Annotated in this window: 21 protein-coding genes and 1 tRNA gene; 8 read left to right on the plus strand and 14 right to left on the minus strand. The window is 48.8% G+C overall.

Annotated elements, in window-relative coordinates; translation table 11 throughout:
* The coding region (locus tag QVE43_RS03925) for a TOPRIM nucleotidyl transferase/hydrolase domain-containing protein (protein WP_288004443.1) at nucleotides 1-680 on the plus strand (680 nt) is incomplete at its 5' end.
* Nucleotides 681-896: 216 nt separating this feature from the next.
* On the opposite strand, the gene rffA is transcribed toward QVE43_RS03925, so the two are convergent.
* Nucleotides 897-2081: a dTDP-4-amino-4,6-dideoxygalactose transaminase gene (gene rffA / locus QVE43_RS03930; RefSeq protein WP_288004445.1), complete on the minus strand. Its 1185-nt coding sequence runs from the start codon at nucleotides 2079-2081 to the stop codon at nucleotides 897-899.
* Nucleotides 2082-2085: 4 nt separating this feature from the next.
* A complete protein-coding gene (uvrB, locus tag QVE43_RS03935) occupies nucleotides 2086-4128 on the minus strand; it encodes an excinuclease ABC subunit UvrB (protein WP_288004446.1) in 2043 nt (680 codons plus the stop codon).
* A 160-nt stretch (nucleotides 4129-4288) separates the two neighbouring features.
* Here uvrB and QVE43_RS03940 point away from each other — a divergent pair, with 160 nt between their 5' ends.
* The 3 genes from QVE43_RS03940 (at nucleotide 4289) to QVE43_RS03950 (ending at nucleotide 8120) form a co-directional block, all read left to right on the plus strand.
* The gene (locus QVE43_RS03940; protein WP_288004448.1) at nucleotides 4289-5098 is read left to right on the plus strand and encodes an SDR family oxidoreductase; all 810 of its coding nucleotides are present in this window, start codon (nucleotides 4289-4291) and stop codon (nucleotides 5096-5098) included.
* 68 nt (nucleotides 5099-5166) lie between these two features.
* Entirely contained in the window at nucleotides 5167-6486 is a 1320-nt protein-coding gene (locus tag QVE43_RS03945; protein ID WP_288004449.1) for an NAD(P)/FAD-dependent oxidoreductase, read from the plus strand.
* 11 nt (nucleotides 6487-6497) lie between these two features.
* Nucleotides 6498-8120 (plus strand): GMC family oxidoreductase, encoded by a 1623-nt coding sequence (locus tag QVE43_RS03950; RefSeq protein WP_288004450.1) that lies wholly within the window; start codon nucleotides 6498-6500, stop codon nucleotides 8118-8120.
* 65 nt (nucleotides 8121-8185) lie between these two features.
* On the opposite strand, the gene gyrB is transcribed toward QVE43_RS03950, so the two are convergent.
* The 10 genes from gyrB to QVE43_RS04000 all read right to left on the minus strand — a co-directional run bounded on the left by gyrB (nucleotide 8186) and on the right by QVE43_RS04000 (nucleotide 21136).
* A complete protein-coding gene (gyrB, locus tag QVE43_RS03955) occupies nucleotides 8186-10162 on the minus strand; it encodes a DNA topoisomerase (ATP-hydrolyzing) subunit B (protein WP_288004452.1) in 1977 nt (658 codons plus the stop codon).
* A 107-nt stretch (nucleotides 10163-10269) separates the two neighbouring features.
* Nucleotides 10270-11715 carry a DUF2254 domain-containing protein gene (locus QVE43_RS03960; RefSeq protein ID WP_288004453.1) on the minus strand — a complete coding sequence of 482 codons (1446 nt, stop codon included), beginning with the start codon at nucleotides 11713-11715 and terminating at the stop codon, nucleotides 10270-10272.
* Nucleotides 11716-11854: 139 nt separating this feature from the next.
* Nucleotides 11855-13873, minus strand: a complete 2019-nt coding sequence (locus tag QVE43_RS03965; protein WP_288004455.1) for an LTA synthase family protein — start codon at nucleotides 13871-13873, stop codon at nucleotides 11855-11857.
* A 97-nt stretch (nucleotides 13874-13970) separates the two neighbouring features.
* Complete coding sequence (locus tag QVE43_RS03970) at nucleotides 13971-14702, minus strand: hypothetical protein (RefSeq protein ID WP_051633401.1); 732 nt, start codon at nucleotides 14700-14702, stop codon at nucleotides 13971-13973.
* Nucleotides 14703-14705: 3 nt separating this feature from the next.
* Complete coding sequence (locus QVE43_RS03975) at nucleotides 14706-15731, minus strand: transaldolase family protein (protein ID WP_038032876.1); 1026 nt, start codon at nucleotides 15729-15731, stop codon at nucleotides 14706-14708.
* Nucleotides 15732-15755: 24 nt separating this feature from the next.
* Entirely contained in the window at nucleotides 15756-16601 is an 846-nt protein-coding gene (gene kdsA, locus QVE43_RS03980; RefSeq protein WP_038032874.1) for a 3-deoxy-8-phosphooctulonate synthase, read from the minus strand.
* Between the two features lie 67 nt (nucleotides 16602-16668).
* The gene (locus QVE43_RS03985) at nucleotides 16669-18615 is read right to left on the minus strand and encodes an OmpA family protein (RefSeq protein ID WP_288004457.1); all 1947 of its coding nucleotides are present in this window, start codon (nucleotides 18613-18615) and stop codon (nucleotides 16669-16671) included.
* 10 nt (nucleotides 18616-18625) lie between these two features.
* The gene (locus tag QVE43_RS03990; protein WP_288004458.1) at nucleotides 18626-19246 is read right to left on the minus strand and encodes a 7-carboxy-7-deazaguanine synthase QueE; all 621 of its coding nucleotides are present in this window, start codon (nucleotides 19244-19246) and stop codon (nucleotides 18626-18628) included.
* An 85-nt stretch (nucleotides 19247-19331) separates the two neighbouring features.
* A complete protein-coding gene (locus QVE43_RS03995; protein WP_288004459.1) occupies nucleotides 19332-20015 on the minus strand; it encodes a metal-dependent hydrolase in 684 nt (227 codons plus the stop codon).
* Nucleotides 20012-21136, minus strand: a complete 1125-nt coding sequence (locus tag QVE43_RS04000; protein ID WP_038032868.1) for a GNAT family N-acetyltransferase — start codon at nucleotides 21134-21136, stop codon at nucleotides 20012-20014. The genes QVE43_RS03995 and QVE43_RS04000 overlap by 4 nt, the downstream gene beginning before the upstream one ends.
* A 118-nt stretch (nucleotides 21137-21254) precedes the next feature.
* On the opposite strand from QVE43_RS04000, the gene QVE43_RS04005 reads away from it, so the two are divergent.
* The 4 genes from QVE43_RS04005 to QVE43_RS04020 all read left to right on the plus strand — a co-directional run bounded on the left by QVE43_RS04005 (nucleotide 21255) and on the right by QVE43_RS04020 (nucleotide 22739).
* Nucleotides 21255-21331 (plus strand) — tRNA-Ala (locus tag QVE43_RS04005).
* A gap of 330 nt (nucleotides 21332-21661) precedes the next feature.
* Nucleotides 21662-22030, plus strand: coding sequence for a hypothetical protein (locus tag QVE43_RS04010; protein WP_288004461.1), 369 nt, complete (start codon nucleotides 21662-21664; stop codon nucleotides 22028-22030).
* Between the two features lie 31 nt (nucleotides 22031-22061).
* The gene (locus tag QVE43_RS04015) at nucleotides 22062-22484 is read left to right on the plus strand and encodes a hypothetical protein (protein ID WP_288004462.1); all 423 of its coding nucleotides are present in this window, start codon (nucleotides 22062-22064) and stop codon (nucleotides 22482-22484) included.
* Between the two features lie 87 nt (nucleotides 22485-22571).
* The gene (locus QVE43_RS04020) at nucleotides 22572-22739 is read left to right on the plus strand and encodes a hypothetical protein (protein WP_288004464.1); all 168 of its coding nucleotides are present in this window, start codon (nucleotides 22572-22574) and stop codon (nucleotides 22737-22739) included.
* A 93-nt stretch (nucleotides 22740-22832) separates the two neighbouring features.
* On the opposite strand, the gene QVE43_RS04025 is transcribed toward QVE43_RS04020, so the two are convergent.
* Nucleotides 22833-23879 carry a radical SAM protein gene (locus QVE43_RS04025; protein ID WP_288004465.1) on the minus strand — a complete coding sequence of 349 codons (1047 nt, stop codon included), beginning with the start codon at nucleotides 23877-23879 and terminating at the stop codon, nucleotides 22833-22835.
* The gene (locus QVE43_RS04030) at nucleotides 23876-25570 is read right to left on the minus strand and encodes an ATP-dependent RecD-like DNA helicase (RefSeq protein ID WP_288004467.1); all 1695 of its coding nucleotides are present in this window, start codon (nucleotides 25568-25570) and stop codon (nucleotides 23876-23878) included. The genes QVE43_RS04025 and QVE43_RS04030 overlap by 4 nt, the downstream gene beginning before the upstream one ends.
* Between the last annotated feature and the right edge of the window lie 2 nt (nucleotides 25571-25572).

The following is a 25572-nucleotide window of genomic DNA, read 5'->3' on the forward strand; positions in this document are numbered from 1 at the left end:
TTAGACAAGATCCCTCTTTTGATGTTGTTCATTTTAGACGTTTTATTCATAAGGATAATGCAGAATTGTTCTTTAGTGATAGAGTAATTTTGGTAGAGGGACCAACAGAAAAGCATCTTTTTAATAATTTAGATAAAATCACAAAACAAAATCCCGCAGATCCAGATAGTGAGGATTGTAATTTTGACAGGATAAATGTCGGTATAATTAGGATGGATTCTGTTGATAGTATTGTAAATTACATAAAGATACTTTCTGCTTTTGGTATTGAATATTGTGCAATTGTTGATAAAGATTTTGTTTTAGATCCATCAAAACAGAATAAACTTAAGGAGTTATGTAGAGAGATCGGGGTTAATTATCAAAACAACGACATACCCCAACTGATAAATGATTTAAAATCAAAAAATATTCTAGTTAATACAAAAGGAGAAATCGAAGATTTATTTCCTGACCAAGATATTGCAAATATTACTGGAAAAAATATATCAGATATACAGAAAATAAAGAGTAAATATCCAAATAAGACAAGCAAAGCATTTAAAGAATTGTTTGGTACTGGGAAAGCAGAATACGCAATCCAGATTGCAGATTTTTATGCACAAAATAATACCTCTCATCCTTTAGAGGATATTATTAGAAAACTTTACAAAAATGATATTTCTAATATAAATTTATAAAAGAATTTGCCGCCAAGCTCGGCGAAGCCGAGCAATCCGCCCTTGGCGGATTAGAAAAACTTGAAATCGTCCAATCCGAAAAGGTCGCCTTCCGCGGGGCGGGCGGAAGGGGGGTCTGGGGGGGAATGCCGCCCGCCCCGCGAGTTTTATCGGTTTTGGGCGAAATCGGTTCGAATTTTTTCGAACAGACACCGCTCATGTAAGCCGTGGCACACGCTACGGCTTTTTTCCTTTTTGAGGTCTATAAAAAGCCTCTATCGTAGCTATGATATAGTCTTGCTGGGTGTGAGTCAGCTCGTAAAACAGCGGCAGGCGCAACAAACAATCGGCAAAACGGCGACAATTGGGCAAGGGGCGCCCGTCGTGCTTCTCTCTATAAAAAGGCGAGTCGTGCAACGGTTGATAATGAAAAACAGCCAAGATGCCGTGCCGTTTCAGGTAATCTATTAGCCGGCTACGTTCTTCCAAACTACGACAAACAATGTAAAACATATGGGCATTGTTGGTGGCATAGGCCGGTATCGTGGGTAAATCTATAAAGCCGGCTTCTGCCAATGGTTTCAGCCCTTGGTAGTAGTAGTTCCACAAGTTCAGACGGCGCTGCTGTATGGCCTCCAAATGTTCGAGCTGTGCATACAAAAAGGCGGCTATGATTTCGGAAGGCAAAAAAGACGAACCTACATCTACCCAATTGTATTTATCCACCTCGCCTCTGAAGAAAGCACTGCGGTTGGTTCCTTTCTCCCAAAGTATTTCGGCACGTGCTTCCATGGAAGGGGCGTTTATTACCAGCATTCCCCCCTCTCCGGCAATGATGTTTTTGGTTTCATGAAAAGAAAAAGCAGCCAAGTGCCCCAAACTGCCCAAAGGCAAGCGGCGGTTCCCTTCCTTATGATAGCTGTCAATGGCTTGTGCGGCATCTTCTACCACATATAAACCATGACGTCCGGCTATTTGTAAGATTGTTTTCATGTCGTTGGCCATGCCTGCATAATGCACCACCACAATGGCTTTAGTTCGTGGTGTTATCAGCGCTTCTATGCTGTGCGCATCCATATTAGGATGCCAAGGCAGGCTGTCGGCAAATATGATTTTGGCGCCACGCAGTACAAAAGCATTGGCTGTGCTCACAAAAGTATAGGAAGGCATAATCACCTCGTCGCCGGGCTGAATGTTTAGCAACAGGGCAGCCATTTCGAGTGCATCCGTGCAAGAAGTGGTCAGCAGGCAACGGCGAAAGCCATAGCGCTCCTCAAAAAAGCGCTGACACAGGCGCGTGTATTTGCCATTACCGGAAAGATGCCCCCACCTTTTTGCCGCTTGCTCAATATAAAGGGCTTCCTTACCTGTAAGGTAAGGCTTGTTAAATACAACATGGTAGTCTTCCGGATTGATACGCATGGATTTACCGCTCTACCTTTTTCAACTGTTCTTTAAGCGCCAACAGCTCATCGCGCAGGGCGGCCGCTTGTATAAAATCCAAGTCTTTGGCAGCTGCCTCCATGGCTGCTTGCACTTCTTTGATACGCGCCTTTAGCGCCGCAGCATCCATACTGTGGTAGGCATGTGCCGGCTCGGCTACCTGCTTGTGACCTCCCCACTTATCTGTTTTGTAGCCCTGCTTTTCTTTGCTCTCTTGCCCGGTCAGGCGGCTGCGCTCCAAAATAGCCTCTTTTGACTTGAGCACCGTCTTGGGCACAATGCCCCGCTCACGGTTATATGCTTCCTGCTTGGCACGCCGCCGGTTGGTTTCCTCAATTGCTTTTTGCATCGACTTCGTGATGCGGTCGGCATACATCAACACCCGCCCGTTGGCATTGCGGGCAGCCCGCCCGATGGTCTGAATCAAAGAACGCTCATCGCGCAAAAATCCCTCCTTGTCGGCATCCATGATGGCTACCAAAGACACCTCGGGCAAGTCCAAGCCTTCGCGCAGCAGGTTCACCCCCACCAGCACATCGAACTCGCCCAGGCGCAAATCGCGCAGTACCTCTACCCGCTCCAGGGCATCCAACTCCGAGTGAATATAACGCGCCCGGATGCCTATCCTGTCCAAATAGCGGCTAAGCTCTTCGGCCATACGCTTGGTGAGCGTCGTAATCATCACACGTTCCCCCCGCTCAATGGTCATCGATATTTCATCCAGCAGGTCGTCGATTTGATTCAGCGTAGGACGCACTTCAATCAGCGGGTCCAGCAAGCCGGTCGGGCGCACCACCTGCTCTACTACTGCTCCCCCCGACTGCTCCAGCTCATAAGCAGCCGGCGTAGCACTCATAAAAATCACCTGATGAATCAACGACTCAAACTCTTCAAAACGCAAGGGGCGGTTATCTAATGCCGCCGGTAAACGAAACCCATGCTCTACCAATGACAACTTACGCGCCCGGTCACCGTTGTACATGCCTCGTATTTGTGGAATGGTCACGTGGCTTTCATCTATCACCATTAAATAATCATCGGGGAAGTAATCGAGCAGGCAGAAGGGGCGTTGTCCCGGTTGCCGGCGGTCGAAATAGCGCGAGTAGTTCTCTATGCCTGAACAATAGCCCAGCTCAGCCATCATCTCCAGGTCAAAGAGGGTGCGTTCCTTCAGACGGCGGGCTTCTTCGCTTTTCCCTTCTTTTTCTAAAAAGGCCACCTGCTTTTCCAAATCTTCTTCTATTTCGCGCATTGCCATATCCAGCACCTCTTTGCCCGTAATAAACAAGTTGGCAGGAAAAATGCGGATATATTCTTCCGTGCTGATCTTCTTTCCTGATTCCGGTTCTATGCGGCTGATTTCGTCGATTTCATCATCGAAGAAGCTGATACGGTATGCCCAATCGGCATAGGCAGGGAACACATCCACCGTGTCGCCCTTCACACGAAAGCTGCCCCGCACAAAATCGCCTTCAGTGCGGTGATACATGATATCAACCAAAGAGAAAAGAAAGTCGCGCATGTCGCACGTCTGTCCCCGTTTGAGGTGAATGGTGCTGCGGGCAAACTCATCGGGATTCCCCATGCCATAAATACACGACACCGAAGCCACGACTATCACGTCGTTGCGCCCCGACAGCAAAGCAGAAGTTGCACGCAAACGCAACTTCTCGATCTCCTCATTGATAGCAAGCTCTTTTTCTATGTAGGTATCGGTGGTGGCAATATAAGCCTCCGGCTGATAATAATCGTAGTAGGAAATGAAATATTCTACGGCATTGTTCGGAAAAAACTGCTTGAATTCGCCATACAATTGGGCTGCCAAGGTTTTATTATGGCTGATGATAAGCGTAGGTTTGTTGAGCTGCGCAATCACGTTGGCGATGGTAAAAGTCTTGCCCGAGCCGGTTACGCCCAACAATGTTTGCGCCTTTTCGCCCCGGCGTATGCCCTCCACCAATTGACGGATGGCCTCCGGTTGGTCGCCCGTAGGCTGAAAAGGTGCTACCAATTCAAATTTGCTCATAAAATGACTGTTCGGTTGTGTCGCTTAAAACAACAAGCATAAAAGCTTTTTAGGTTCTTAATCCTCAAAAATACAACACTTTCCACACAAATTAGTTGGCAAATAATTTCTAAAGTAAAAACAAAAATTGTATTTTAAACATAAAAAATAAAACTAATCCATGAAAAGCATTTTTATCACCGGGGCAACGGGCGGTATCGGTGCTGCTACTGCCCGCCTCTTTTCACAAGAGGGTTGGTTTGTGGGGCTTTTTGACCTTCACGAAGAAGCTCTTCAGAGGCTGTCTGCTTCTTTGCCCGGACCATCCTGCTATGCCGTTATGGACGTACGCAAAGAAGAAGAGGTGCGCAAAGCAATGGTGCTGTTTGGAGAACAGACTCAAAAGCAGATGCACGTACTCCTCAACAATGCAGGGCTGCTGGAAATGGGTTTTTTCGATGAACTACCACTTGAAAAACAAAAACGCTTGGTAGATGTGAATCTGTGGGGCGTGATGAATGTAACCTATCATGCCCTGCCGCTGCTTAAAAATACAGAGGGAGCCTGCGTGGTCAATATGTCTTCGGCATCGGCTATTTATGGCACACCGGAGGTGGCGGTCTATTCGGCAAGCAAACATGCAGTGAGGGCATTGTCCGAAGCTTTGGAATTAGAGTTTGAGCGCCATGGCATACATGTTTGTGCCATGATGCCTCTGATTGTGCGTACGCCTATGGTTACTGATGCCCCTTACCGGGCTTGGAGCTTCGGTCAGTTCGGCTATGACCTGGAAGCCGAGGACGTAGCCCTTGCTATTTGGAAGGCGGTACATCATCCCCGCACACATTATAAAATTCCTTTCAAACTACGCTTCCTTGTTTGGATTTACGACCATTTTCCATTCCTGCGCAAATGGCTGATGCGCAGACTTACCCTTGCCCCCGAAATAAGAAAGCAAAAAAAGACATCAAACAAAATTCTAAAAATATAATTTTAATTAGAAGCATTTTAAAAAAATAAAGATATATTCTAATATAGAACAACCAAATCTCTACGGTGATGGAAAAGCGAGTGTGTATCATTGGCGCCGGTTCCAGTGGCATTGCCGCCTGCAAGGTGCTCCAAGACGAAGGTATTCCCTTCGACTGCTACGAAAAAGGCTCCGACATAGGCGGCAATTGGCGGTATATGAACGACAACGGCATGTCGTCGGCATACCGCTCTCTACACATCAATACCTCTAAAGAGGTCATGGCTTTTTCCGATTTTTCTATGCCGGAAGACTACCCTGACTACCCCAGCCACTTTCAAATCTATGAATACTTCCGGCGCTACGTAGAACACTTCGGTTTCAGAGATAAAATACGGTTTCGAACCGGGGTGGAGCGTGTCGAAAAAATAGCAGACAACCACTATCGCGTGTATCTGCAAGATGGACGTGTACATGACTATTCTGCCGTCTTGGTAGCCAGCGGTCACCATTGGAAAGCTCGCTATCCGGATTTTCCCGGCACCTTTACAGGCCTTTGCATGCACGCCCACGACTACAAAGAACCCGATATATTTCTGGGGAACAAAAATGTAGTAGTAGTAGGCTTTGGCAATTCAGCTGTAGATATTGCCTGTGAAGCGGCGCGTTATACTACCGGACAGGTCTGGATATCTTCACGCCGTGGAGCTCATGTCTTGCCCAAATATATTGTAGGTATTCCCTTCGACACGCTGAATAAATACAGCGTAGAGTGGCTGCCTTTGAGCATGCAACGTGCACTGCTCTCTTTTTTCCTATGGATAGCCCGTGGCAAACAAGAGCGCTATGGCATACCCCAATCAGACAAACCCCTTTTAAGCGAACACCCCACCATCTCGCAAGATTTATTCAACTTAGCAGGACATGGGCGCATTCGCTTTAAACCTATCATTCAAGAGTTGCAGGGCAATCGTATTCTATTCAGTGACGGAAGCAGCGAACAGGTCGATGTGCTAATTTATGCGACCGGTTACAAAATCAGTTTTCCTTTTTTCGATAAAAATTTTTTGTATGTGGAAGAAGACAATCGCCTGCGTCTTTATAAACACGTGATACACCCCGAGCACAAAGGGCTGTACTTTATCGGATTCATTCAGCCTTTGGGTGCTGTCATGCCCTTGGCCGAGCAGCAAGCTATTTGGGTAGCCAAGCTGCTGAAAGGCGATTGTAAACTACCCGATAAAGCAAGTATGTATCGCGACATTGAGCGCTACGAGCAACAATTGCGCCGACGTTACAAAGAATCACCCCGCCATACGATTCAAGTGGACTTTTACCCCTATAAGCGAGATATCAAAAAGTTGATAAAGCAAGGGGCGCACCAGCCGGTGAGTGTTGCTATCTTTTAACAACAAATCATATGGAAAGCAGCTACGATTTCATCATCATAGGCGCCGGCTCGGCAGGTTGTGTGTTGGCCTACCGTCTGACTCACCAAACGCCTTTCAGGGTGTTGCTTGTAGAGGCCGGTCCCAAAGACAAAAAGCTCGAAATTCATCTACCGGCTGCCTATTCTAAGCTCAATCGCAGCGCGGTAGATTGGGCATTCTACACAGAGCCGCAACCGTATGTGCTGAACAGGCGTTTGTTTCAGCCCCGTGGAAAAACACTTGGCGGCAGCAGCTCCACCAATGCCATGGCTTATATACGTGGCAACGCGAAAGATTATGACGACTGGGCAAATATGGGTGCCACGCACTGGAGTTATCAAGATGTATTGCCTTATTTCATCCGCTCTGAACACAATGAAAATATAGATGAGCTTGATACCGCCTATCACGGCACCGGCGGCTTGTTGAATGTGCGCTTTCCCTACACCCACCATCAAGTGTCAGAAGCCTTCATAGAGGCTTGCATTCAATGTGGTATTCCTTTCAACAAAGACTTTAACGGTAAACAGCAAGAGGGCACCAACTTTTTTCAATTCACCATCAAAGATTACAAAAGACACAGCTGTGCCGCTGCTTTTTTGCGCCCGGCACTTCGTCATCCGAGACTTACGGTCGTCACCAACACACATGTAAGACGCCTGTTGATTGAGAACGACCGGGCAGTGGGGGTTGAAATAAACAAAGGCAAACAAAGCACAGAGACGGTATATGCCCGTAAAGAGGTGCTGCTTTGTGCCGGTGCTTTCGGCTCACCTCAGCTTTTGATGCTCTCGGGCATAGGCGAAGCCGGGCGGCTGCGAAGCCTCGGCATAGAAGTAAAAAAAGACCTGCCCGCAGTGGGAAAAAACCTGCATGACCATTGTTTTGCTATTGTAAGCAGTCGTGCATGTGTGCCCACTGCCAACCATGAACTGCGCTGGTACAAGCAATTACAAGGGCTTGCCGAATACTTGCTTTTGAAACGTGGTTTTGTGGCGGCTTCTCCATTAGAAGCCAATGCCTTTTTGAAAGTAAATGAAAGCAGCGACCGCCCCGACATGCAATTCCATTTCGTACCGGCTCATCTGGGCGGATATGACGTTGACCTTTACGACCTGCGGCAATATCCTCGCCATAGCGGATATTCTATTTTAGTAACTTTATTGCGCCCTGAAAGCCGCGGTTTCATTGACCTGCGCAGCGCTGACCCTTTTGCCCCTCCCATCATCCAGCCTTTTTATCTGAAAGAAGAAAACGACAGGCAAACGCTGCTTCGTGGTGTGCGCAGGGCACTGGAAGTCATGGAAAGTGATGCTTTTATGCCCTACCGCAAAGAGACTTATTTCCCGCCGGCCGATAGCGATGACGAAACACTCATGCAGCACATACTACGCACTTTGGAGTCTGTGTATCACCCGGTGGGCACCTGCCGTATGGGCAGCGAATCTGACGAGCAGGCAGTGGTAACTCCTGATTTGCGCGTAAAAGGCATTGAAGGGCTACGCGTTGTGGATGCCTCTGTGATGCCCTGTCTTACAAGCGGCAATACGAATGCTCCTACGATTATGATTGCAGAGAAAGCCGCCGACATGATACTGCAAGCCCAACAATGATAAAAAAAAACAGGCGCCTGCCTTTCTCAAGACAGACGCCCGCTGAAAAGCAAGCCAAGGCGGCATTAAGCATCAATATTGGCATACTTGGCATTGCGCTCTATGAATTCGCGGCGTGGTGCCACATCATCGCCCATCAAAATAGAGAAGAGGTGATCGGCTTCGGCAGCCGACTCGATGGTTACTTTCTTCAACTTGCGGGTTTCGGGATTCATGGTAGTATCCCAGAGCTGTTCGGGGTTCATTTCCCCCAAACCTTTGTAGCGCTGCACACTCACCGAATCATCCTTCCCGGCGCCCAGCTTTTGCACTGCCTGCTTCCGCTCCTCTTCGGTCCAGCAATATACGGCTTCCTTCCCTTTTTTCACCAGATACAAAGGCGGCTGTGCAATATATACATAACCTTTCTCTATGAGTTCACGCATATAGCGGAAGAAAAGAGTCAATATAAGGGTGCGTATGTGGCTACCATCCACGTCGGCGTCAGTCATAATGATGATTTTATGATAGCGCAGCTTGCTTAAATCCAAAGCCTTGGAATCTTCTTCCCCTTCTTCGTTGCGCACGCCCCAGCTTACGCCCAAGGCACGCAGGATATGCTGAATTTCTTCGTTGGCATAAATCTTATACTCCTGCGCCTTTTCTACATTCAATATTTTACCTTTCAGGGGCAAAATGGCTTGGAAGTTACGGTCACGCGCCTGCTTGGCAGAGCCGCCCGCCGAATCGCCCTCTACCAGATAAATTTCGCAAAGCGCAGGGTCTTTTTCTGAGCAGTCGGCCAGCTTGCCGGGAAGCGAGTTGCTGCCCAAGACGCTTTTGCGTTGCACCTGCTCACGGGCTTTGCGCGCGGCATGACGCGCCTGCGCTGCCAGTATCACCTTATCGATGATGGTACGCGCTACTTTAGGGTTCTCTTCCAGGTAGTATCCCAGTGCCTCGCTCACACAAGTATCCACGGCGCCACGCACCTCCGAGTTCCCCAATTTGGTTTTGGTCTGTCCTTCGAAAAGAGGCTCTGCCACCTTTACCGAAATCACGGCAGTAAGCCCTTCGCGAAAGTCATCCCCTGTGATTTCCACCTTTGCTTTTTCAAGCAAGCCTTCTTTTTCGGCATAAGCCTTTAGCGTACGTGTAAGTGCACTACGAAAACCTGCCACATGGGTCCCCCCCTCTATGGTATTGATATTGTTCACATAAGAGAACACATTCTCTTGGTAAGAGTTGTTGTAAATAAGCGCCACTTCTACCGGTACGCCATTCTTTTCGCCTTCTACGTAAATCGCTTCCGGGATGATAGGCTCACGTGTAGCGTCCAGGTATTCCACAAACTCAACCAAACCACCTTCCGAGAAAAACTCCTCCTTCACAGGCTGCCCATCCTCTTCTTTTTGGCGCAGGTCGGTAAGCGTCAATCGAATTCCTTTGTTCAAGAAAGACAACTCACGCAAGCGATCGGCAATTGTCTCGTATTTGTACTCGGTAGATGGAAATATTTGGGGGTCCGGCTTGAAATGCACGGTAGTACCCGTGCGATCGGTGGTGCCCACGACCTCTACCGGGTGTTGCGGCACGCCCCTCTCGTAGCGTTGTTTGAATATTTTGCCATCACGATGCACAGTTACCTCCAGCCATTCCGACAAGGCATTCACACAAGACACCCCCACACCATGCAAGCCACCCGACACTTTGTATGAGTCTTTGTTGAATTTACCGCCGGCATGCAAAACGGTCATGACAATCTCCAGAGCGGAACGCCCTTCCTTGGGGTGAATGTCGGTGGGGATACCGCGCCCATTGTCGGACACTTCCACCGAGTTGTCTTCATGCACTACCACCTCAATTTGCGTACAGTAGCCGGCCAAAGCCTCATCGATAGAGTTATCGACTACTTCCCAAATAAGGTGGTGCAAGCCTTTGACGCCCACGTCACCGATATACATACCGGGGCGCTTGCGCACGGCCTCCAGACCTTCCAATACTTGAATACTTGCTGCTGAGTAATCAGATGAAGCGACTTTTTTGGTCTGTTCTTGATTCATATTCTCTCTTGTCTAAAAAACACAAAATCCACAATAGAAACCTGCCCTGCAGGCAAGGTTTTGAAACATGTAAAGATAGCAAAAAAACAGGGATTTTGAAAGCTTTTTCAGCTGTTTAAGGCATCATGCAGAGCCTGCAGCCGCCGGCTGTCGTTTTGTATTTTTTCATGAAGCAGACGCATCTTGTTGCCCATCTCCGCAAACTCTTCGGTCTTTGCCAACCAGTCGTCACAGGTGCGCCGGGCAATGCCAGCCAAGCGTGCCAGTTGCACCTGGCTTACGTGGGCTTGTATCGTCTCCATCTCTATTTGCCGCAACAGATCTTCAACAAACTCACCGATTTCATCGCCCAGCACATACAGATGCTCCTGCTTCGATACTGCCCGCACACAGGTATTCAACAAGCTGAAGGTGCGGCTAAGCACGGCGTAGTCATGACGCCCAAAGTGATAAATTTGGTCAAAAGCCTGATTCACTATCTGATCGAAAGTAACGGTGCGCACATAAAGCGGTTCGTTGCGATAACGGTTCACGCGCCCCGTGGGCATGCGATATTCGGTAAGCGAAAGCACCAACTGACCCAAATAATCCAAGCAGTTGATGGCAGTGGTAGGATCATTGACTGCCGGCGATATTGCCCGGATGGCAATATCGACAATCTGGCGAATGCCAAAGTGCACATCTTGGCGAAAGCTGCGGAATTGCCCTACCGAATAACAGCGCTGCAAAAAATGCCCGGTTTTTTGCATCAATTGATGGCGTTGCGCTTCAGCAAGCGTAGCGGATAAACGAAAACGAAAAATAGGCGCACCGGCTGTTAAAAAAGCGCCTACACTACGGCTTTGCTCCACAAATAAAACCCCGGGATGCCGGCGCAACCAATGACGTATGGCTTCATGGTCGATTTCTTGTATATACCCAAAGCGCTTACTTTTCACATAACAATCATTTTCCGATGCCGCGGGCGCCTCTGCCTTTTCCATTTGTTCCCATGCTTGCGCCTCTTCTGCCACTACGTCCAATGTATGCAAAGCGATTTTACGAATAATATGAGCGGCATTGATATTTTGCGCAATGGTCAAAATAAAATGAGGCAAAAGAACTGCCAAAAGAAAAAAGGCACCGTAAATAGCCGCATTTACCCATAAAATAGCGGTGTAGCCCGGCGGGGCGTCAAATGGCAAAGGGGATAAAATCCAGAACTTAATAATCAAACAAAAGATTATCCAGCTTAGAAAGCTGCCCAAGGTAATTTGTGTGTACAAGTCTTGCGAAAGCAAATGGCGTATAACCCGTGGCGAGAACTGTGTTGAGGTAAGCTGCAGTGCCACTATCGTGATGGAATAGGTGGTAACCACAATACCCGCCAACAAACCTATAAGCAGATTCATCATGTCGTGAAACACCTGCACGGTAGCATAAATCAAAAAAGTGCCGCGCATTGTATAAACTACCGCCGCTGCTATGCTTGTCAATAAAAAAATCATTACAAAAGAAGGCCCACGCAACAAGTGCAAGGCTTCTCTTTTCAATTCCCTGTATTTCAAAGACATAAAGCAGATATTTTTTACATTCCAAATACAGCTTGCAAAGCACAAAGAATAATTTAGGCAAAAGCATGCATATACCGGTAAAAAACACCCGCCGGATACATAAAAAACCTTCTCTTTCGGAAAGAGAAGGTTTTTGCACTTAAAAACGACTGTTAAAGAAGTCATGCCACAAAGCCACGTAAGCCAGTGCCCGGCGCCGTAGCTGTTCGTGTTCGGGCCGGGGCTCGCCGGCTTGCCACTTGCCCGTAGGCTGCCTGTGCAGGTACAACGTTTTTTGTTGCCGGATATCGGCAATGCCATATTGGCTGTCAAAGGCAGTAGTGCCGGCATTCAAGGCAAAAAAGCGTCCGGGCTGTGAAGCATCAAACAGGTTTTCGCCTAAGCTCCAGTAGTCAGCCCCGGACAAAGCCAGTGGAAATATAGTGGCAAAAATATCTTTGTGAGAAGCAGGCACGCCCGTATCCACCGGCTGTTTGGGGCGGTATGCCTCCGGTATGTAAAACAAGATAGGCACGCTGCGCTTCGCCATCAGACGGCTGTCATCATAAGGAATCACCATCAAGTTATTGTGATCGCCCGTGATGACCACGATGGTGCGCTTCCCTTCCTCACTTTCTTTCAGGCGCTTCAAAAACAAACCCAACTGATGCGCTGCATATTGGTAGTTGTAAAAACTACGCTGTGCCATATCCGGCTCGGTCAACATCGCACGGCGAATAGAGTCGGGAATGCTTACCGGCAAAGGCTCATAAGTGGAAGGCAGGCGGAAAGGTGTGTGGTTGGTCGTGGTCAGCAGGAAAAAGAACTTGGGCTTGCCGGGCGACTCCTGCAGTTTTTCAAGCGTGTAATCGAATAAAAACTCATCATATACCCCCCAATCGTTTTCTTCGGCTTGCGGATAGCGCTTGCGCAACAAAGAACGTCCCACCTGAAAATCGAAATATTGGTAAGGTAAAAACTCTTCCAGGTTTTGCCATGCCAGCTTGCCGCTTGTCAAAAAGCCCGTCAAATACCCTTTCTGCTTGAAAGGATAAGCCACCGAACTTTCGAAAGAAGTACGACGGTGGCGCGACTGCGTGATGGGATGCAAGGGCGTATTCAGCAGCAACTCTTCTACTGTTGGTATGGTACCATTTTGTGCCGAGGTGGTGTTCAGAAAAACATACATTTCCGGCAACAAAGCAGCAAGGCTTCCCAAGGTGTTGCATGTTTCGCTGTGCAGCCGCAGGTAATCGGTGCCCATGCTTTCCATGATAATAAACACCACATTGGGCGGATTTTTTGCCAGAAAGTCATTAACAGGTGTTTTTTTGTGCAGGTCCTCATGCCCCAGTACCTTCAGGGCTTCTTCCCTGCCCGAAAACCCATACTGTTCCCATATGGAAGCCTTGGGCTCAAACAAGTCATTTCTTTCCTTAAATGCCTCTTTGAAAGTAAAAAAACCGTTTGGCGTAAGGTAGTTTACAAAACCATTGTCAGAAATAGAAGCATCATCGATGAGCAGGGGAAACTCGGTAAATGAACCGCGCAAGGCTACAAAATATAAACCATGCCACAAAAGCAGACACAAGGCCGTTGCCCCCTTGGACATCTGCCAACTGACCACCCAAGGACGGGCAAACCAACGCCGCATCAGATAAGCCAAGCCCATGGTAATGAGCAGCCACAAACTCAAAAAGAGACCCGGTGAGTGGTCAGACCATATCGAACGCAAAATATTCACCGTGTCATCTTCAAGAAAAGCAAACACAAAAACATTCAGATGGCTTTGAAAGTAGGTATAATACTCTTGGTCGATAAGCAAGCCCAGGACTGCTGCGGACAGTATGAAGGTTGCATAATAGCGCTGAAAGCGGCGAATAGCAGCTTCTGCCTTGCCGCCACGAAACCAATAAAGCCACGAGCTAAGCAGCAGAGGCAAAAACATGTAAGCAATCACCAACAGGTCATAGCGCGCCCCCACTACAAAAGCCCATACGACATCCTGCTCATAGCCTTCCAGGTTTTGCCCGAAGCGCCAAAGCAGTGCCAAACGAGCTGCCGCAAATATGCCCAATGCCAGCGCAAAAAGCAGCAACAAACGCTTTTGACTGCCCCAAAAGAGCGCCGGCGCATTGCTTTTTTGTTCTTTTTCCTGCGTAAACACTTCCGTTTTCATAAAACTGACCTTTCTTATTATCAAAGAAAAAGGGCATACTCATACACATGAGTGCCCTTATGGTTCACTGTAATGCCTGCCGGCAATAAGGCTTGAACTAATAGCGATGGTCTTCAATGTGCACATCAATAGGCACTACGTGGTCGTCGTGCCCAATAAAAAAGCGTGTTTCTATGCTGTTACGCAAGCGCATATACTCCCGGAACTTATCCGAGTAATCAAAACGTTCTTCGATGGCCTGCTCAAACACACCACGAATACCCAATACCAGCTCACTGATTTCACGCACTGCATTATCCTTCCCTTCGTGACCGGTAATGTACTCGCAGTAGTTGTTTTTTCTTACGTAGTCGTTAAATAAGACAGCAGCCGTGCAGCGCACCAGAAAACGCACGCCGACCCGTTTTGCCACGGTGATATCGGCAATGTCGTCGAAAGTCATGGCCACTTCATAGTCCTGAATGCCATACGCTGCTTCGAGGTGCTCCAATGCCAGGGCTTTATGACGAAACTTATAATAGACCACATCGAAGTGTTCGCGTGTAGCCAGCTGAAAGGCGGAATGGTTTTCCTGCCCGGTGATGATGCCCATTTTAGGGATTTCACCGGTTTGCAGATAGTAGCCAAAGCGCAGCATGTTCAAGCCCATAGAGTCCACCTCGGCATAGAGGCTTGTGGCACCCTTTCCTTTTTCGCCGGCATTGAACACACCGTCCCAATCGAAAAGGAAGATGCGGGTGTTATCGAGCCGCTCCCGCAGCTCCTGAGGCGAAACACAAAACTCTCCTCCTATGCTACGGAAGCGGTCGGTAATTTGACTTGTCAACATGATTTATACAAAAATATTTAGTTGCAACAGGTCCTGCACGTCCAGCATGCCCACCAGCTTGCCGTTTTCAGTTACCACCAAATTATCTACCGACTTTTGGCGCAACATCTCCACGGCTTCATGCAGCAGCGCCCCGGCTTCAATGGTCAACGGCTTGTGCCATTCAAACTCGCTCATTTTCTTTTGCAAGATATCCTTGCCGTTCTCACGCAAGCGGCGGCGCAAGTCTCCGTCGGTAAAGATACCCACGATGTCGCCTTTGTCGTCCACCACGGTCACGGCGCCAAAGCCCGACTCCGTCATTTGAATGGTTGCATCCAGCACGGTTTGGTCCAAACGCACCACCGGGTTGTAAGGCTTCATCACCTCTTTCACATGCATGGTCATGAGCTTGGTATGCTCAAAGAACTGCTGCGTACCCAGTGTGGTAAAGTTATTTTCGGTGAGCATCTTCATTACTTTCCAAGGCACCGTACAGGTATGCACGCCTATGTTGATGGCGTTGCGCACATGCTCGGGATGACGCACCGACGAAAACATGATTTTCGAAGGATAGCCATAGTAGTTCACTGCCTTCACACACTGCTCTACCAGTGCCAATGCGTCATGTCCTTGGTCTTGCAGGCGTCCTACCAAGGGGCAAACATAAGTAGCCCCGGCAGCCATGGCCATATAGGCTTGCTGCAAGGTATATACCAAGTGGATATTCACCTTATACCCTTGGTCCGTCAGGCGCTTACAAGCTTTGACCCCTTCCAAAGAAACGGGGATTTTAAAGACCGTCTTTTCTTTGTCCAAGCCCAGCCCAATGAGGCGTTCGGCTTCTTTTACTATTTCATCGGCGGTTTCGCCCAGTGCCTCTATCTGCAAAATGGGCACCATCTTCGACAGCTTGATAATGGTGGCATCGATATCGCGGATGCCCTCACGATGCATAAAGGTAGGCGTGGTGGTAAGACCGGTCAGGAAACCTAACTTGAAGGCTTCCTCTATTTCCTGCATATTGGCAGAGTCAAGATACAATTCCATAGGCTTTATTTGCTTTGTTTCTGTTTATTCGGTAAAGACAGGTCGGTATTTTACTTCTAAATTGTGAATTTCAATCAAGGGTTTTAAAAACTCTTCAAGGTCGAAAACGCACATTTGACTGGCCGCATCACAAAGCGCTTCGGCGGGGTTGGGGTGTGTTTCAATGAAGACACCATCCACGCCGGCTGCCACGCCGGCACGCGCAATCGTAGGCAAGAACTCACGGGCGCCCCCGCGCGGGTCGGCACTCGGAATACCGTATTTGCGAATAGAGTGGGTAATGTCGAACACCACCGGATAGCCGGTCTGGTTCAGATGGTAGAAGCTACGCGGGTCCACAATCAAGTCGTTGTAGCCAAAGGTATAACCGCGCTCGGTCAATATGATTTGGTCATTGCCGGCATCTACTGCCTTCTGCACGGGCTTAATCATATTTTCGGGTGCCAAAAACTGCCCATGCTTAATGTTGATTACCTTGCCGGTCTTTGCAGCCGTCACCATCAGGTCGGTTTGCATGCACAAGTAAGCCGGTATTTGTATGACGTCCAACACTTCGGCTGCAGGGGCTACCTGCGAGGGGTAGTGCACATCTGAAAGCACCGGAAAGCCGAATGTGTCTTTTATCTTTTGTAAGATACGCAAACCTTCTTCCAAGCCGGGACCGGTGTAGTATTTCAAAGAACTGCGGTTGTCTTTCTGAAAAGAAGACTTATAAATAACAGGAATACCGAGGCGCTCAGACACTTCTTTCAGCTTCTCGGCTGTTTGCATCATAATGCTTTCATCTTCAATCACACAAGGACCGGAGATGAGGAATAGTTGCTCGCTGCCACAAGCAATATCGCCTACTTGAACAATTCGTTTTTTCATTGTTTACAGAGCCGTTAAAATCGCTGCAATTTAGAAATTTTTCATTAAACCGAAGGGGTGCACGTACCTATTCGCCTGTTTTTTCTACAGATATGATGCGAAACTCGATGCGGCGGTTTTGTGCCCGGTTCGCGTCTGAGGTGTTGGGCACTGCCGGTTGTGTTTCGCCATAGCCTTTATAGCTTAGGCGGCGGGGCTCAATGCCTGCCGCTATCAGGTAATCATATACCGCTTTTGCCCGCCGAAGCGACAGCTCCATGTTCGCTTTCTCTTCGCCGATGTCATCGGTATGCCCGGCTATTTCGGCGGTTACTGAGGGGTTTTGTTGCATGAACTCCACCACTTTGCGCAGCTCGGCTTTCGATTCTTCCCGGAGCGTGTATTTTCCGTAATCGAAGAAGATATTCGACAGAACAAACTTACTGCCTGCCGTAATGGGCTCCAGCTCTATGTCCAGTATCACCGGGCGCAGGGTATCATTCGTTTCTTTAAGACGGAAAGAAAGACTTTTCATCAAATAACCGGCTTTGTTTACTTCCAGTGCATAATCTGCTCCTTGATTCAGTACGATAAGGTATTCGCCGGTGAGTGTATCGGACCAAACCTGTGCTATCAGGCTGTCTTCATTCACATTGAACAACTCTATTTCTGCTTTCAGAGGCTTGCCGGTTCGGGCATCCCGCACTACGCCTTTCACATAGGCTGTTTGTTCGGCGGGTATGAGCTGCGGGGGCATGTCGAAGTACATCAAAATAGCCGACAGCTGACGGCGCCCCTCCCATTGCTCTTGCGCATAATATCCTTTCTTGCCATCGGCAGTAACAAACAAGGACACTTGCGACTGATGGTCGTTCAAAGGATAGCCCAAGTTTACCGGCTCACTCCAGCGCCCGCGATGCCAATCGCTATAATACAGGTCGAAGTCGCCCATGCCTACATGCCCATTCGAGGCAAAAAACAAACGTTTGCCGTTGGCATATAAGAAAGGCGATACTTCATCGGCATAAGTATTGATGGGGGCACCCACATTGACAGCCGGCAGCCAGCGGCCGTCTTCATCGCGCATGGTCATGTAAATATCCCGCTCGCCCATGCCACCGGGGCGGTCGGAAACAAAGAAGAGCACGCGCCCATCGGGCGACAGCGTAGGCTGCGACTCCCAAGAAGAACTGTTCACGTTGGCGCCCAAGTTAACGGGGGTGCTCCATTCATTGCCATAACGGTAAGAAACAAAGAGGTCGCAACTGCCATAGCCGCGCCGCGACTGGCAAGAGGTAAATACCAGCACGGTGCCGTCGGCCGAGATGGCACAAGTGCCTTCACTGGCAGCCGTATTGATGACCGGTGACAAAGGTTGCGGCTCGCCCCAAGAGCCATCTTCCTGCCGGTAGCTTACAAGTATATCTTCATCGCGCCCTTGCTCTTTCCGCCTTGCCGTAAAAATAAGCATCTCTTCATCGGCAGTAAGCACAGGGAAATACTGCAGGTAGTCTTCGCGATTCACCTTGCCGGGCAGGGGTTTCGGCTCAAAAGGCAGTGGTTGCTGCATGGCTTCCAAGGCAAATTCTGCCGAAGCCACTACCCGCTCAATGTCGTTGGTGAAATTGTTCGGTTCAGGGTGAAAACTCAAAAAGCGCAGTGCATACTCTTTCGCTTCCCGGTAACGCCCCTGTTTTAAGTATTCGGTAGCCAAAGTATAATAAGCGCCCACTACCTTGGGGCTTTTCGGATCTGCCTTTACGGCCGCTTCGTAGTGCTCCAAAGCCTTGGGCAAGTAACCAAACAGTTGAAAGTTATGCGCCAAGGACATATGAGCCTCCACAAAGGCGGGGTCTTTTTGTACGGCTTGTAACAGCAGGTTCATGCCCGTTTCGTAGTCGCGTAAACGGAAGCTGGCACTTGCCTGCTCATACAACTTAATGGCTTTTTTGTTTTTGGTTGAATACTGCTGGGCACGTCCTCCAAAAGGAACCATCAACAGCAAAAAAAACAGAATCAGGACGAATCGACGCATAAGGCTGTCTTTATGGAATGTTCATGTATTTATGTGTTTGTAACGAAATACGCCAACGCGGGTTGGCTTTTACGTATTCTATAATGAGTGGCAAAAGCTGTTCGGCGCGGCTCCACTCGGGCTGCAAAAACAGCAGGCAGCCTTCCGGTACTTTGGCAGCATATTCTTCTGCCCAAGCAAAATCGCTTTTATGATACACCACCACTTTCAACTCATGAGCTTGGCGGCACACACTTTCATGGGGACGCCTGAATTTTTTAGGTGAAAGACAAATCCAGTCCCACGTACCGGAAAGCGGATAGGCGCCCGAAGTTTCGAGGTGCAAACGGAAGCCCGCCTCACGCCACTGTTGGCACCATGCATCCAGGCGATACATCAAAGGCTCGCCGCCGGTGGTCACCAGCAAACGGGCAGGGTGGGCGCGTGCCGCTTCTATGAGTGTATCTACCGGCAAGGACGGGTAGCCGTCCGTATGCCATGATTCTTTCACGTCGCACCACACACAGCCCACATCGCAGCCGGCAAGGCGTACAAAATAGGCAGCATGCCCTTGATAAGCCCCTTCGCCCTGCAAGGTGTAGAAATGCTCCATCACCGGGAACACAAGCGGATGCGCCTGTTCCCTTTTCATCTTTTTGTTTTGTTGGGTATCTATCATAAGTCCATCTCCAAATGCCAAGCCCGCAAAGATACGGCAGTTTTATTATCTGCTACCCTTAAAACGATACTTTTTCCTTAATACTCAACAAGTGCAGCTTTTGTCCTTCGGCTTCAAAGGCAGCCCGTGCCTGCTGTTTGTCTATACGAATAGGCTCAAAAGTATCGTAGTGCATGCCTATTACATGCTTGGCTTTCAGCCAGCGGGCAGCAATGGCCGCATCGGCCGCATCCATGGTATAGTGCCCCCCTACCGGCAGAAAAGCCACGTCTATGTCGTAACGCTCGCCGAAGTACTGCATATCGACAAACAAACCGGTATCGCCGGCAAAATAAAGGGTACCTTCCGGGGTTTGCAGAACGAAACCGGCAGCAACACCCCCATAAGAGCCATCGGGCATGCTGCTGCTGTGGGCGGCGGGCACCAAAGTAAGTTTACCGAAATCGAACTGTGCGCTGCCTCCTATGTTCATGGAAGTCACGCGCTTCACGCCTTTCTGGGCAAACCAGCGGCTCACTTCAAAGACAGCCACCAGCTCTGCCTCGCAATGCTGGTACACACTCATGACCTCGGCCACATGGTCTTGGTGCCCGTGCGATGCCAACATGTAGTCGCAACGCATGTCTTCCAAAGATACTTTATCGGCAGCCAAGGGGTTGCCCGACACAAAAGGGTCAAAAAGAATTTTGCAGTTGTTTACTTCTACCAAAAAACAAGCGTGTCCTAAGTATTGTATAGTCATGGCTTTTTTGAAAGGTTTAATGACAAAGCTTTCTGTAATTGTTTGGCTTGCAAAACTACTTGCTCAGCCTCCTCCCCAAGATAATAGAATTCTTGATAATAGAGAATATCGAGCAAGGTATTGGGGCTCTCTTCCACTTGTATGTCCATCGCTTTTTCCACGAGGCTGTTCAGGGGGAAATAACGCATGGCGGCAATATGGTACAGTTGTTTCAGCGGGTCATAGGCAGCCATCCAAAAATTACCGTCTTCGTCGGCGCCTAAGTAAAAGAGGGCGAAGTCCCGTACAAAATTAAGCGACTGAAACAAAACAGCCTCTCCACTCAAAGGCATTTCCAAGTAACCCAAATAAGCCAAAGGATAGGTATAAAGCTCATGTCCCACGCCTGCACGCGTGAAGTGCTCTTTGAGCAGCTGCAGCCTTGAACGAATATTTGCAGCCAACGTATGTTCGCGCATAAGCGGGTGAAAAGGCACCCAACGGTTATTCCAGTCATACACTTCGGCTTTGCCCAGGCGCAGCTTGTAATCGAAGAGGGGGTGCGCATCCAGAATATAACCGGGGTAATAATAATGCATTTGGCGTTGTTGTGCCCACTCTATTTCCAAAAGCATGGTATATATGCCTAAGCTATAACGGCTATAATCCGGGTCAAAAAAGCCCAGAATGCTGGCCAGGCTGTGCATCCCCACGTCGAAATAGCTGACGGCCACGATGCGCCGCCCGTCATAGACGGTCACTTCCATAGTATTAAAAGGGCTGTGCTCATGAAAGCTGCCCAGCATAAAAGCATCGAGCGTAGGCACCACCATGCCCTTAAACCGCTTGATATGCGCTTTATACATTTGCCGGCGCCGCTTCGTAATTCTTGCCGGGCGCACTTCATGGCGAAAGCGCTTGCGGTTGCGGCGCATCAGCTTGCGCAGCCGCTTAGGGTATTCATAGTCACGCAGGTCGTAGCGTATGTTGATTGTTTCGAGCAATTCCCCTTCCACACACAATACATTCGAGCGCAGCATCATATGACTACTACGAAACCACCCCTCCGCCAAATAGTTGTCAAGCCACAGACTGTCGGCAAATTCCGGCACTTCAATATCAAAAAATATATTTTGAATCATACTTCATTTTCAAAGGTTTGCACACGATTTTAACTACAAACAACAGGACAAAGTTAAAAATTTCATGCGCAACGCTTGCATAGAAAATAAGCTTGTATTAAATTTGCATCAGCAAAACGGGGAATTAGCTCAGCTGGCTAGAGCGCTACGCTGGCAGCGTAGAGGTCACCGGTTCGAATCCGGTATTCTCCACCAAAGGCACCTTTCAAAAAGGTGCCTTTTTTGTTTTTAATTGATTTGTTTTTTTTGTATTATAAACAACAGAAATACAGGGTTGCTATCAAACGTGCAGCCGAGGTATTGAAGACACCTTGCATTGCACCTTGAAGCGCAACGCTTTGATTGCCAACCTGAGCCTGTTGTACAGGGTAGCGAGCATATATGAGCCGGTCCACCCGGTGATTAAGTTCGTAGAAGACTTGAAAAAGTATAATTAGTCAGTAACAATCAAAAACAAAAAGAAAGCGATAGAAGCATCATTGAATCCCACCGCCTGTTTCTGGTGAAGGTCAAAAAGTGATAGACTTGGTGTTATCAAACCAGGACATAGACGACCTTCGCATTGCTTTATTCCTTGACACGGATCCCAAGTTTGCGCACGAGGTTGATTATTTGGACCCGCCCGTGCTGATGTATTACGACAATGAAACCGACTACGACGACCGTGTCCTCACCTTGATGGCATATGAGGGGGTACGTAGTCATGCTTTGCCCGGCACTACCTTCTATTATTTCCTTGCCGGGGCGATAGAGACGAAGCGGTTCAAGGCAATCACGCCTGATTTCCTGTTGACCATGATTGACGAGTTAACCTTACCCGGTGGTGAGGCCGACATAATATTCCAAAAACACTCTGACTTCATTGAGATAGGCAAGATGGTCACCAACCGTTAATCGACAATCACAAACAAAAACCGAAACAATCATGAAAAAGCTACTGTTCATCACCTTCATCCTCTTGACTTTCTTTAAAGTCAAAGCACAGCAGGACTCCATCCCCTTCCTCCTGCCCGACTACATCGCCGAAACCGACACCTTCCACGTGTACCACTGGGAGTTGGACCACCGATTCGAAGAGCACTTGGACATAGCTTTCCCCCCATTTTATATATCCTACAAAGGGGGCCCCTTTGCAGTCATGTCCATGGCTATATGCACCATGACACACAAGCCATACTTCTTAATGTTCATCCCCTTCCAAACCCTGCCTGACAGACGCATCATGCTTTTCTTTGCGGATGCCGGGGGGAATGTAAAAGGTCTTTTTGAGACCGACAGAAGAATTACCGCGGAAACAAAATATATCAGTGTCTGCTATTCTGAATCGATAAAAGAATTAATATTCTAAGACGGGAGCGTTATATTTACTTTCCCTATTGAAGAAAACAACATGTCCTTGTCGGTTATGAAGGAACATTTATGCAAACCGACTATCATGTTTGGTTTGTATATGTTCAAACGGGATCCGACAGATGACATTGAGAACATATCCATCGTAGGCAATCTGTATAGCAAAGTAACGGACATATTTTGCTTCGGACTCAAAGTATATGAAGACTATATCCGGCTCAATAACATAGACGTGGACTTTGCAAAGAAATAAAAAAAGCGTTGAAGTCAGTTATCCTTATGCTTATCTCAGTCAATGCCAATGATGTGCCGCAGGAAGAGATACTACCCATGCAGGGCACCGGCTTTAAAAGAAAGAAGCGCCGGGGGCATGGCTTTGGGAATAAGCGGCAAGCAACTCTTTGTAGAAAAGCGGAAGCGAACGAATGCGCTCGTAACGCCTACAGTGTGTGCAAGGCACATCTTGGCGTGGCGGGGCGCTGCCCAACACCATCTTCTGCGCATAGCGGTAGCGCTCGCTTTGCAATATGGCTTCCAACCCCTCTTTAAAGGCATTGCCAAAGCTTGCATAATGATTGACACAGCAGCCCAATACTTCGCCATCATAGTTGATTTGCGGCGACACCCACAGCTGCATGCAAGCCGGCGATTGTAAGCGCCCATAATGCTGCTCGTATTCATCTATGGAAGCCACCCCCAAGCCACTATCTTGCCGCACCTTGGCAGGGTTACGCACCGGTGCATAGGATGGCTCGTAATTAAACTTCACCTTAAAGCCCATGCCCAGCTCTTTTGCCATTTGGCGTGCTTTCACTATCTCGTGCTCGTTATGCCCAAATACAATAAACTGCCATTTCAGCTTGGGGTATTTACTGCCATATTGCTGTTTATAAGCGTTCAGCTTGCGTATGTTTTCCATCACACGTTCAAAGTTACCGCCACGCCTGTAAACGGCATAGGTTTGCGGGCTTGCGCCATCAATAGAGACTTTTAACTTGCCAAAACCATAACGCACCATGGCTTCGAGCACTGCATCAGGGGCATGGTTGAGGTTCACCCCATTCAGGGCACTAAGGGTTACCGCACGCTCATGTGCAATCCGCATTATGTCGATAAGCTGCGGGTTGAGCAGTATTTCACCATAATTCGACAGCTCCACATGGCGCACCTGCGGGTGTTTGTCAAGGAAGGCTTCAAAATCGAGAGCTTTCAGATGCCCCCACCCCACCGCGCTGTGCTTGCGGTGATAGCCTTGGGCAGTCAAACACAAAGGACACTTCAGCTGGCATTTAGAAGACGCCTCTATGCGCACCATCCCCCGGCGCCAACGCAGACGCACCAAACGCCGGCGCCGCCCGTATGCCTGCAAGCCCGCAAGCAGCCTTCGAATCATGCCTTTTCCCATCGTTTCAACATTTGTTGTAACAAGCGCCAGCGTGCTTTCCAATCTGCCGGGCAGTTTTCTGCCGTCTTCACCTCTATAGCCAAACAAAGCAGCTGCCACTGCAACAGCTTTGGCAGCACATCAGAAGCCTCTTTGCCTGCCGGCAATTGCTTTTCGACAGCCTCCCGCATGAGTTGCAAGCTGTCGAGGGACGGCAGTGCAGCCAGCCATGCCTCCGGGCTTTCCTGGGGGGCGGTTAAGTCTATGCTTTCCTGCTCAATGGTCTCTGCTTTGTCGCACACACGGAAGTCGTCGCCCAAGGTTTGTGCAATTAGTTGTTCCACTTCTTTCCCATGCCATTGAGCTTCTTTTATAAAGGCAGTAATGCGCTCATCCACACGTATGCTGTGGGCGGGAATGTCGCTTTTCAGCCGCAAGCCTTCCAGCGAGCGGCAACGGCTCAATGCCACATAGACCTGCCCATGGGCAAAGGCACGATGCAACTCGGCATATACTTTTTCGAAAGTCATGCCTTGGCTTTTGTGCACCGTAATAGCCCAAGCCAAGCGCAAGGGGAACTGCACAAAGCGCCCCACCACCTCTGTTTCCACACTCAAAGGCATGTTTTGCACCCGGTGGGTGCGGTAGCGTATGTTTTCCCACTCTTCACGCTCCACGATAATTTCTTTGTCTTTGCCGGTAATTTCCACCAGTATTTCGTCTTCATCAATGGCGCGCACCATGCCTACCTCGCCATTGTAGTAACCTTTGCTCCAGTTATTTTTGGTGAACATGACCTGAGCCCCCACTTTAAGATGCAGCTCTTTTTCTACCGGATACATAGAAGGCGGGAAATCGCCTTCCACGATGGCTTCGAAAGTATGCTGCTTTCCTTTAAGACGATGCAGGTTGCTACGGTTGATGGCTTCGGCTTGGCGGTTGTGTGTGCAAATGGTTACAAAACCACTATTGGGGGGTGGTTGAAACTCCACATCCACACGCAAACGCAGCAGTGCACGGTCTTCTTTGGTGAGTGCATTTTCACGCAAGCGATTGAGCAAGCTCAGGAAACGGTGGTCTGCCTGCCGGTACACCTTCTGCAGCTCTATACACACCGGGCGATAGTCTTGGCGAAAGACCCGTGCTTGAAAAAAGTAAAAGTTGGGCTCATAGTAGTTTTTCAGCAAGGCGCGTTCTTCTTCGCGCACCACCGGCGGCAACTGATAGAGGTCGCCAATCCATAAGACAGGCAAGCCGCCAAAGGGCATCAGGGGCATGCCCCGTGCCACACGCAAAATGCGGTCTATGACGTCCACCAGATCGCAGCGCAGCATCGACACTTCGTCAATGACCAGCAATTCCAACCCCTGCACCAGCTGTATGAAATCGTCTTCTATGCGAAAGGTCTCTTCTATCTTCGCAAAAGCAAGGCGGGGGTCATCGGGCAAAAACAGTTCTTTGTAGTCTATCTTAAAAAACGAATGAATGGTTTGCCCGCCGGCACGCACAGCCGCAATGCCTGTGGGGGCAAGCACCACCATTTTTTTCGGCAGATGTTGGCGCAGATAGTGCAAAAAGGTTGTTTTGCCCGAACCCGCTTTGCCTGTCAAAAACAGCGAATGCGTGGTATTTTTCAGCAGGTCAAATGCCAGCCGGAACTCTTTGTTTTGTTCAATTGCCGGTGGAAGAAGCGAAGCCATAG

The sequence above is a fragment of the Thermonema sp. genome (assembly GCF_026003375.1).
Taxonomy (GTDB): domain Bacteria; phylum Bacteroidota; class Bacteroidia; order Cytophagales; family Thermonemataceae; genus Thermonema; species Thermonema rossianum.

What these genes read in the sequence shown, in the direction of transcription:
- QVE43_RS04000 (WP_038032868.1), bottom strand. Translation starts at nt 21,136, where the DNA reads ATGATTCAAAATATATTTTTTGATATTGAAGTGCCGGAATTTGCCGAC.
- uvrB (WP_288004446.1), bottom strand. Translation starts at nt 4,128, where the DNA reads ATGAGCAAATTTGAATTGGTAGCACCTTTTCAGCCTACGGGCGACCAA.
- kdsA (WP_038032874.1), bottom strand. Translation starts at nt 16,601, where the DNA reads ATGAAAAAACGAATTGTTCAAGTAGGCGATATTGCTTGTGGCAGCGAG.
- QVE43_RS03945 (WP_288004449.1), top strand. Translation starts at nt 5,167, where the DNA reads ATGGAAAAGCGAGTGTGTATCATTGGCGCCGGTTCCAGTGGCATTGCC.
- QVE43_RS04025 (WP_288004465.1), bottom strand. Translation starts at nt 23,879, where the DNA reads ATGATTCGAAGGCTGCTTGCGGGCTTGCAGGCATACGGGCGGCGCCGG.
- gyrB (WP_288004452.1), bottom strand. Translation starts at nt 10,162, where the DNA reads ATGAATCAAGAACAGACCAAAAAAGTCGCTTCATCTGATTACTCAGCA.
- QVE43_RS03990 (WP_288004458.1), bottom strand. Translation starts at nt 19,246, where the DNA reads ATGAAAAGGGAACAGGCGCATCCGCTTGTGTTCCCGGTGATGGAGCAT.
- QVE43_RS03985 (WP_288004457.1), bottom strand. Translation starts at nt 18,615, where the DNA reads ATGCGTCGATTCGTCCTGATTCTGTTTTTTTTGCTGTTGATGGTTCCT.
- QVE43_RS04015 (WP_288004462.1), top strand. Translation starts at nt 22,062, where the DNA reads ATGAAAAAGCTACTGTTCATCACCTTCATCCTCTTGACTTTCTTTAAA.
- QVE43_RS03970 (WP_051633401.1), bottom strand. Translation starts at nt 14,702, where the DNA reads ATGTTGACAAGTCAAATTACCGACCGCTTCCGTAGCATAGGAGGAGAG.
- QVE43_RS03995 (WP_288004459.1), bottom strand. Translation starts at nt 20,015, where the DNA reads ATGACTATACAATACTTAGGACACGCTTGTTTTTTGGTAGAAGTAAAC.
- QVE43_RS03950 (WP_288004450.1), top strand. Translation starts at nt 6,498, where the DNA reads ATGGAAAGCAGCTACGATTTCATCATCATAGGCGCCGGCTCGGCAGGT.
- QVE43_RS03975 (WP_038032876.1), bottom strand. Translation starts at nt 15,731, where the DNA reads ATGGAATTGTATCTTGACTCTGCCAATATGCAGGAAATAGAGGAAGCC.
- QVE43_RS03940 (WP_288004448.1), top strand. Translation starts at nt 4,289, where the DNA reads ATGAAAAGCATTTTTATCACCGGGGCAACGGGCGGTATCGGTGCTGCT.
- rffA (WP_288004445.1), bottom strand. Translation starts at nt 2,081, where the DNA reads ATGCGTATCAATCCGGAAGACTACCATGTTGTATTTAACAAGCCTTAC.
- QVE43_RS04020 (WP_288004464.1), top strand. Translation starts at nt 22,572, where the DNA reads ATGTTTGGTTTGTATATGTTCAAACGGGATCCGACAGATGACATTGAG.
- QVE43_RS03965 (WP_288004455.1), bottom strand. Translation starts at nt 13,873, where the DNA reads ATGAAAACGGAAGTGTTTACGCAGGAAAAAGAACAAAAAAGCAATGCG.
- QVE43_RS04030 (WP_288004467.1), bottom strand. Translation starts at nt 25,570, where the DNA reads ATGGCTTCGCTTCTTCCACCGGCAATTGAACAAAACAAAGAGTTCCGG.
- QVE43_RS03960 (WP_288004453.1), bottom strand. Translation starts at nt 11,715, where the DNA reads ATGTCTTTGAAATACAGGGAATTGAAAAGAGAAGCCTTGCACTTGTTG.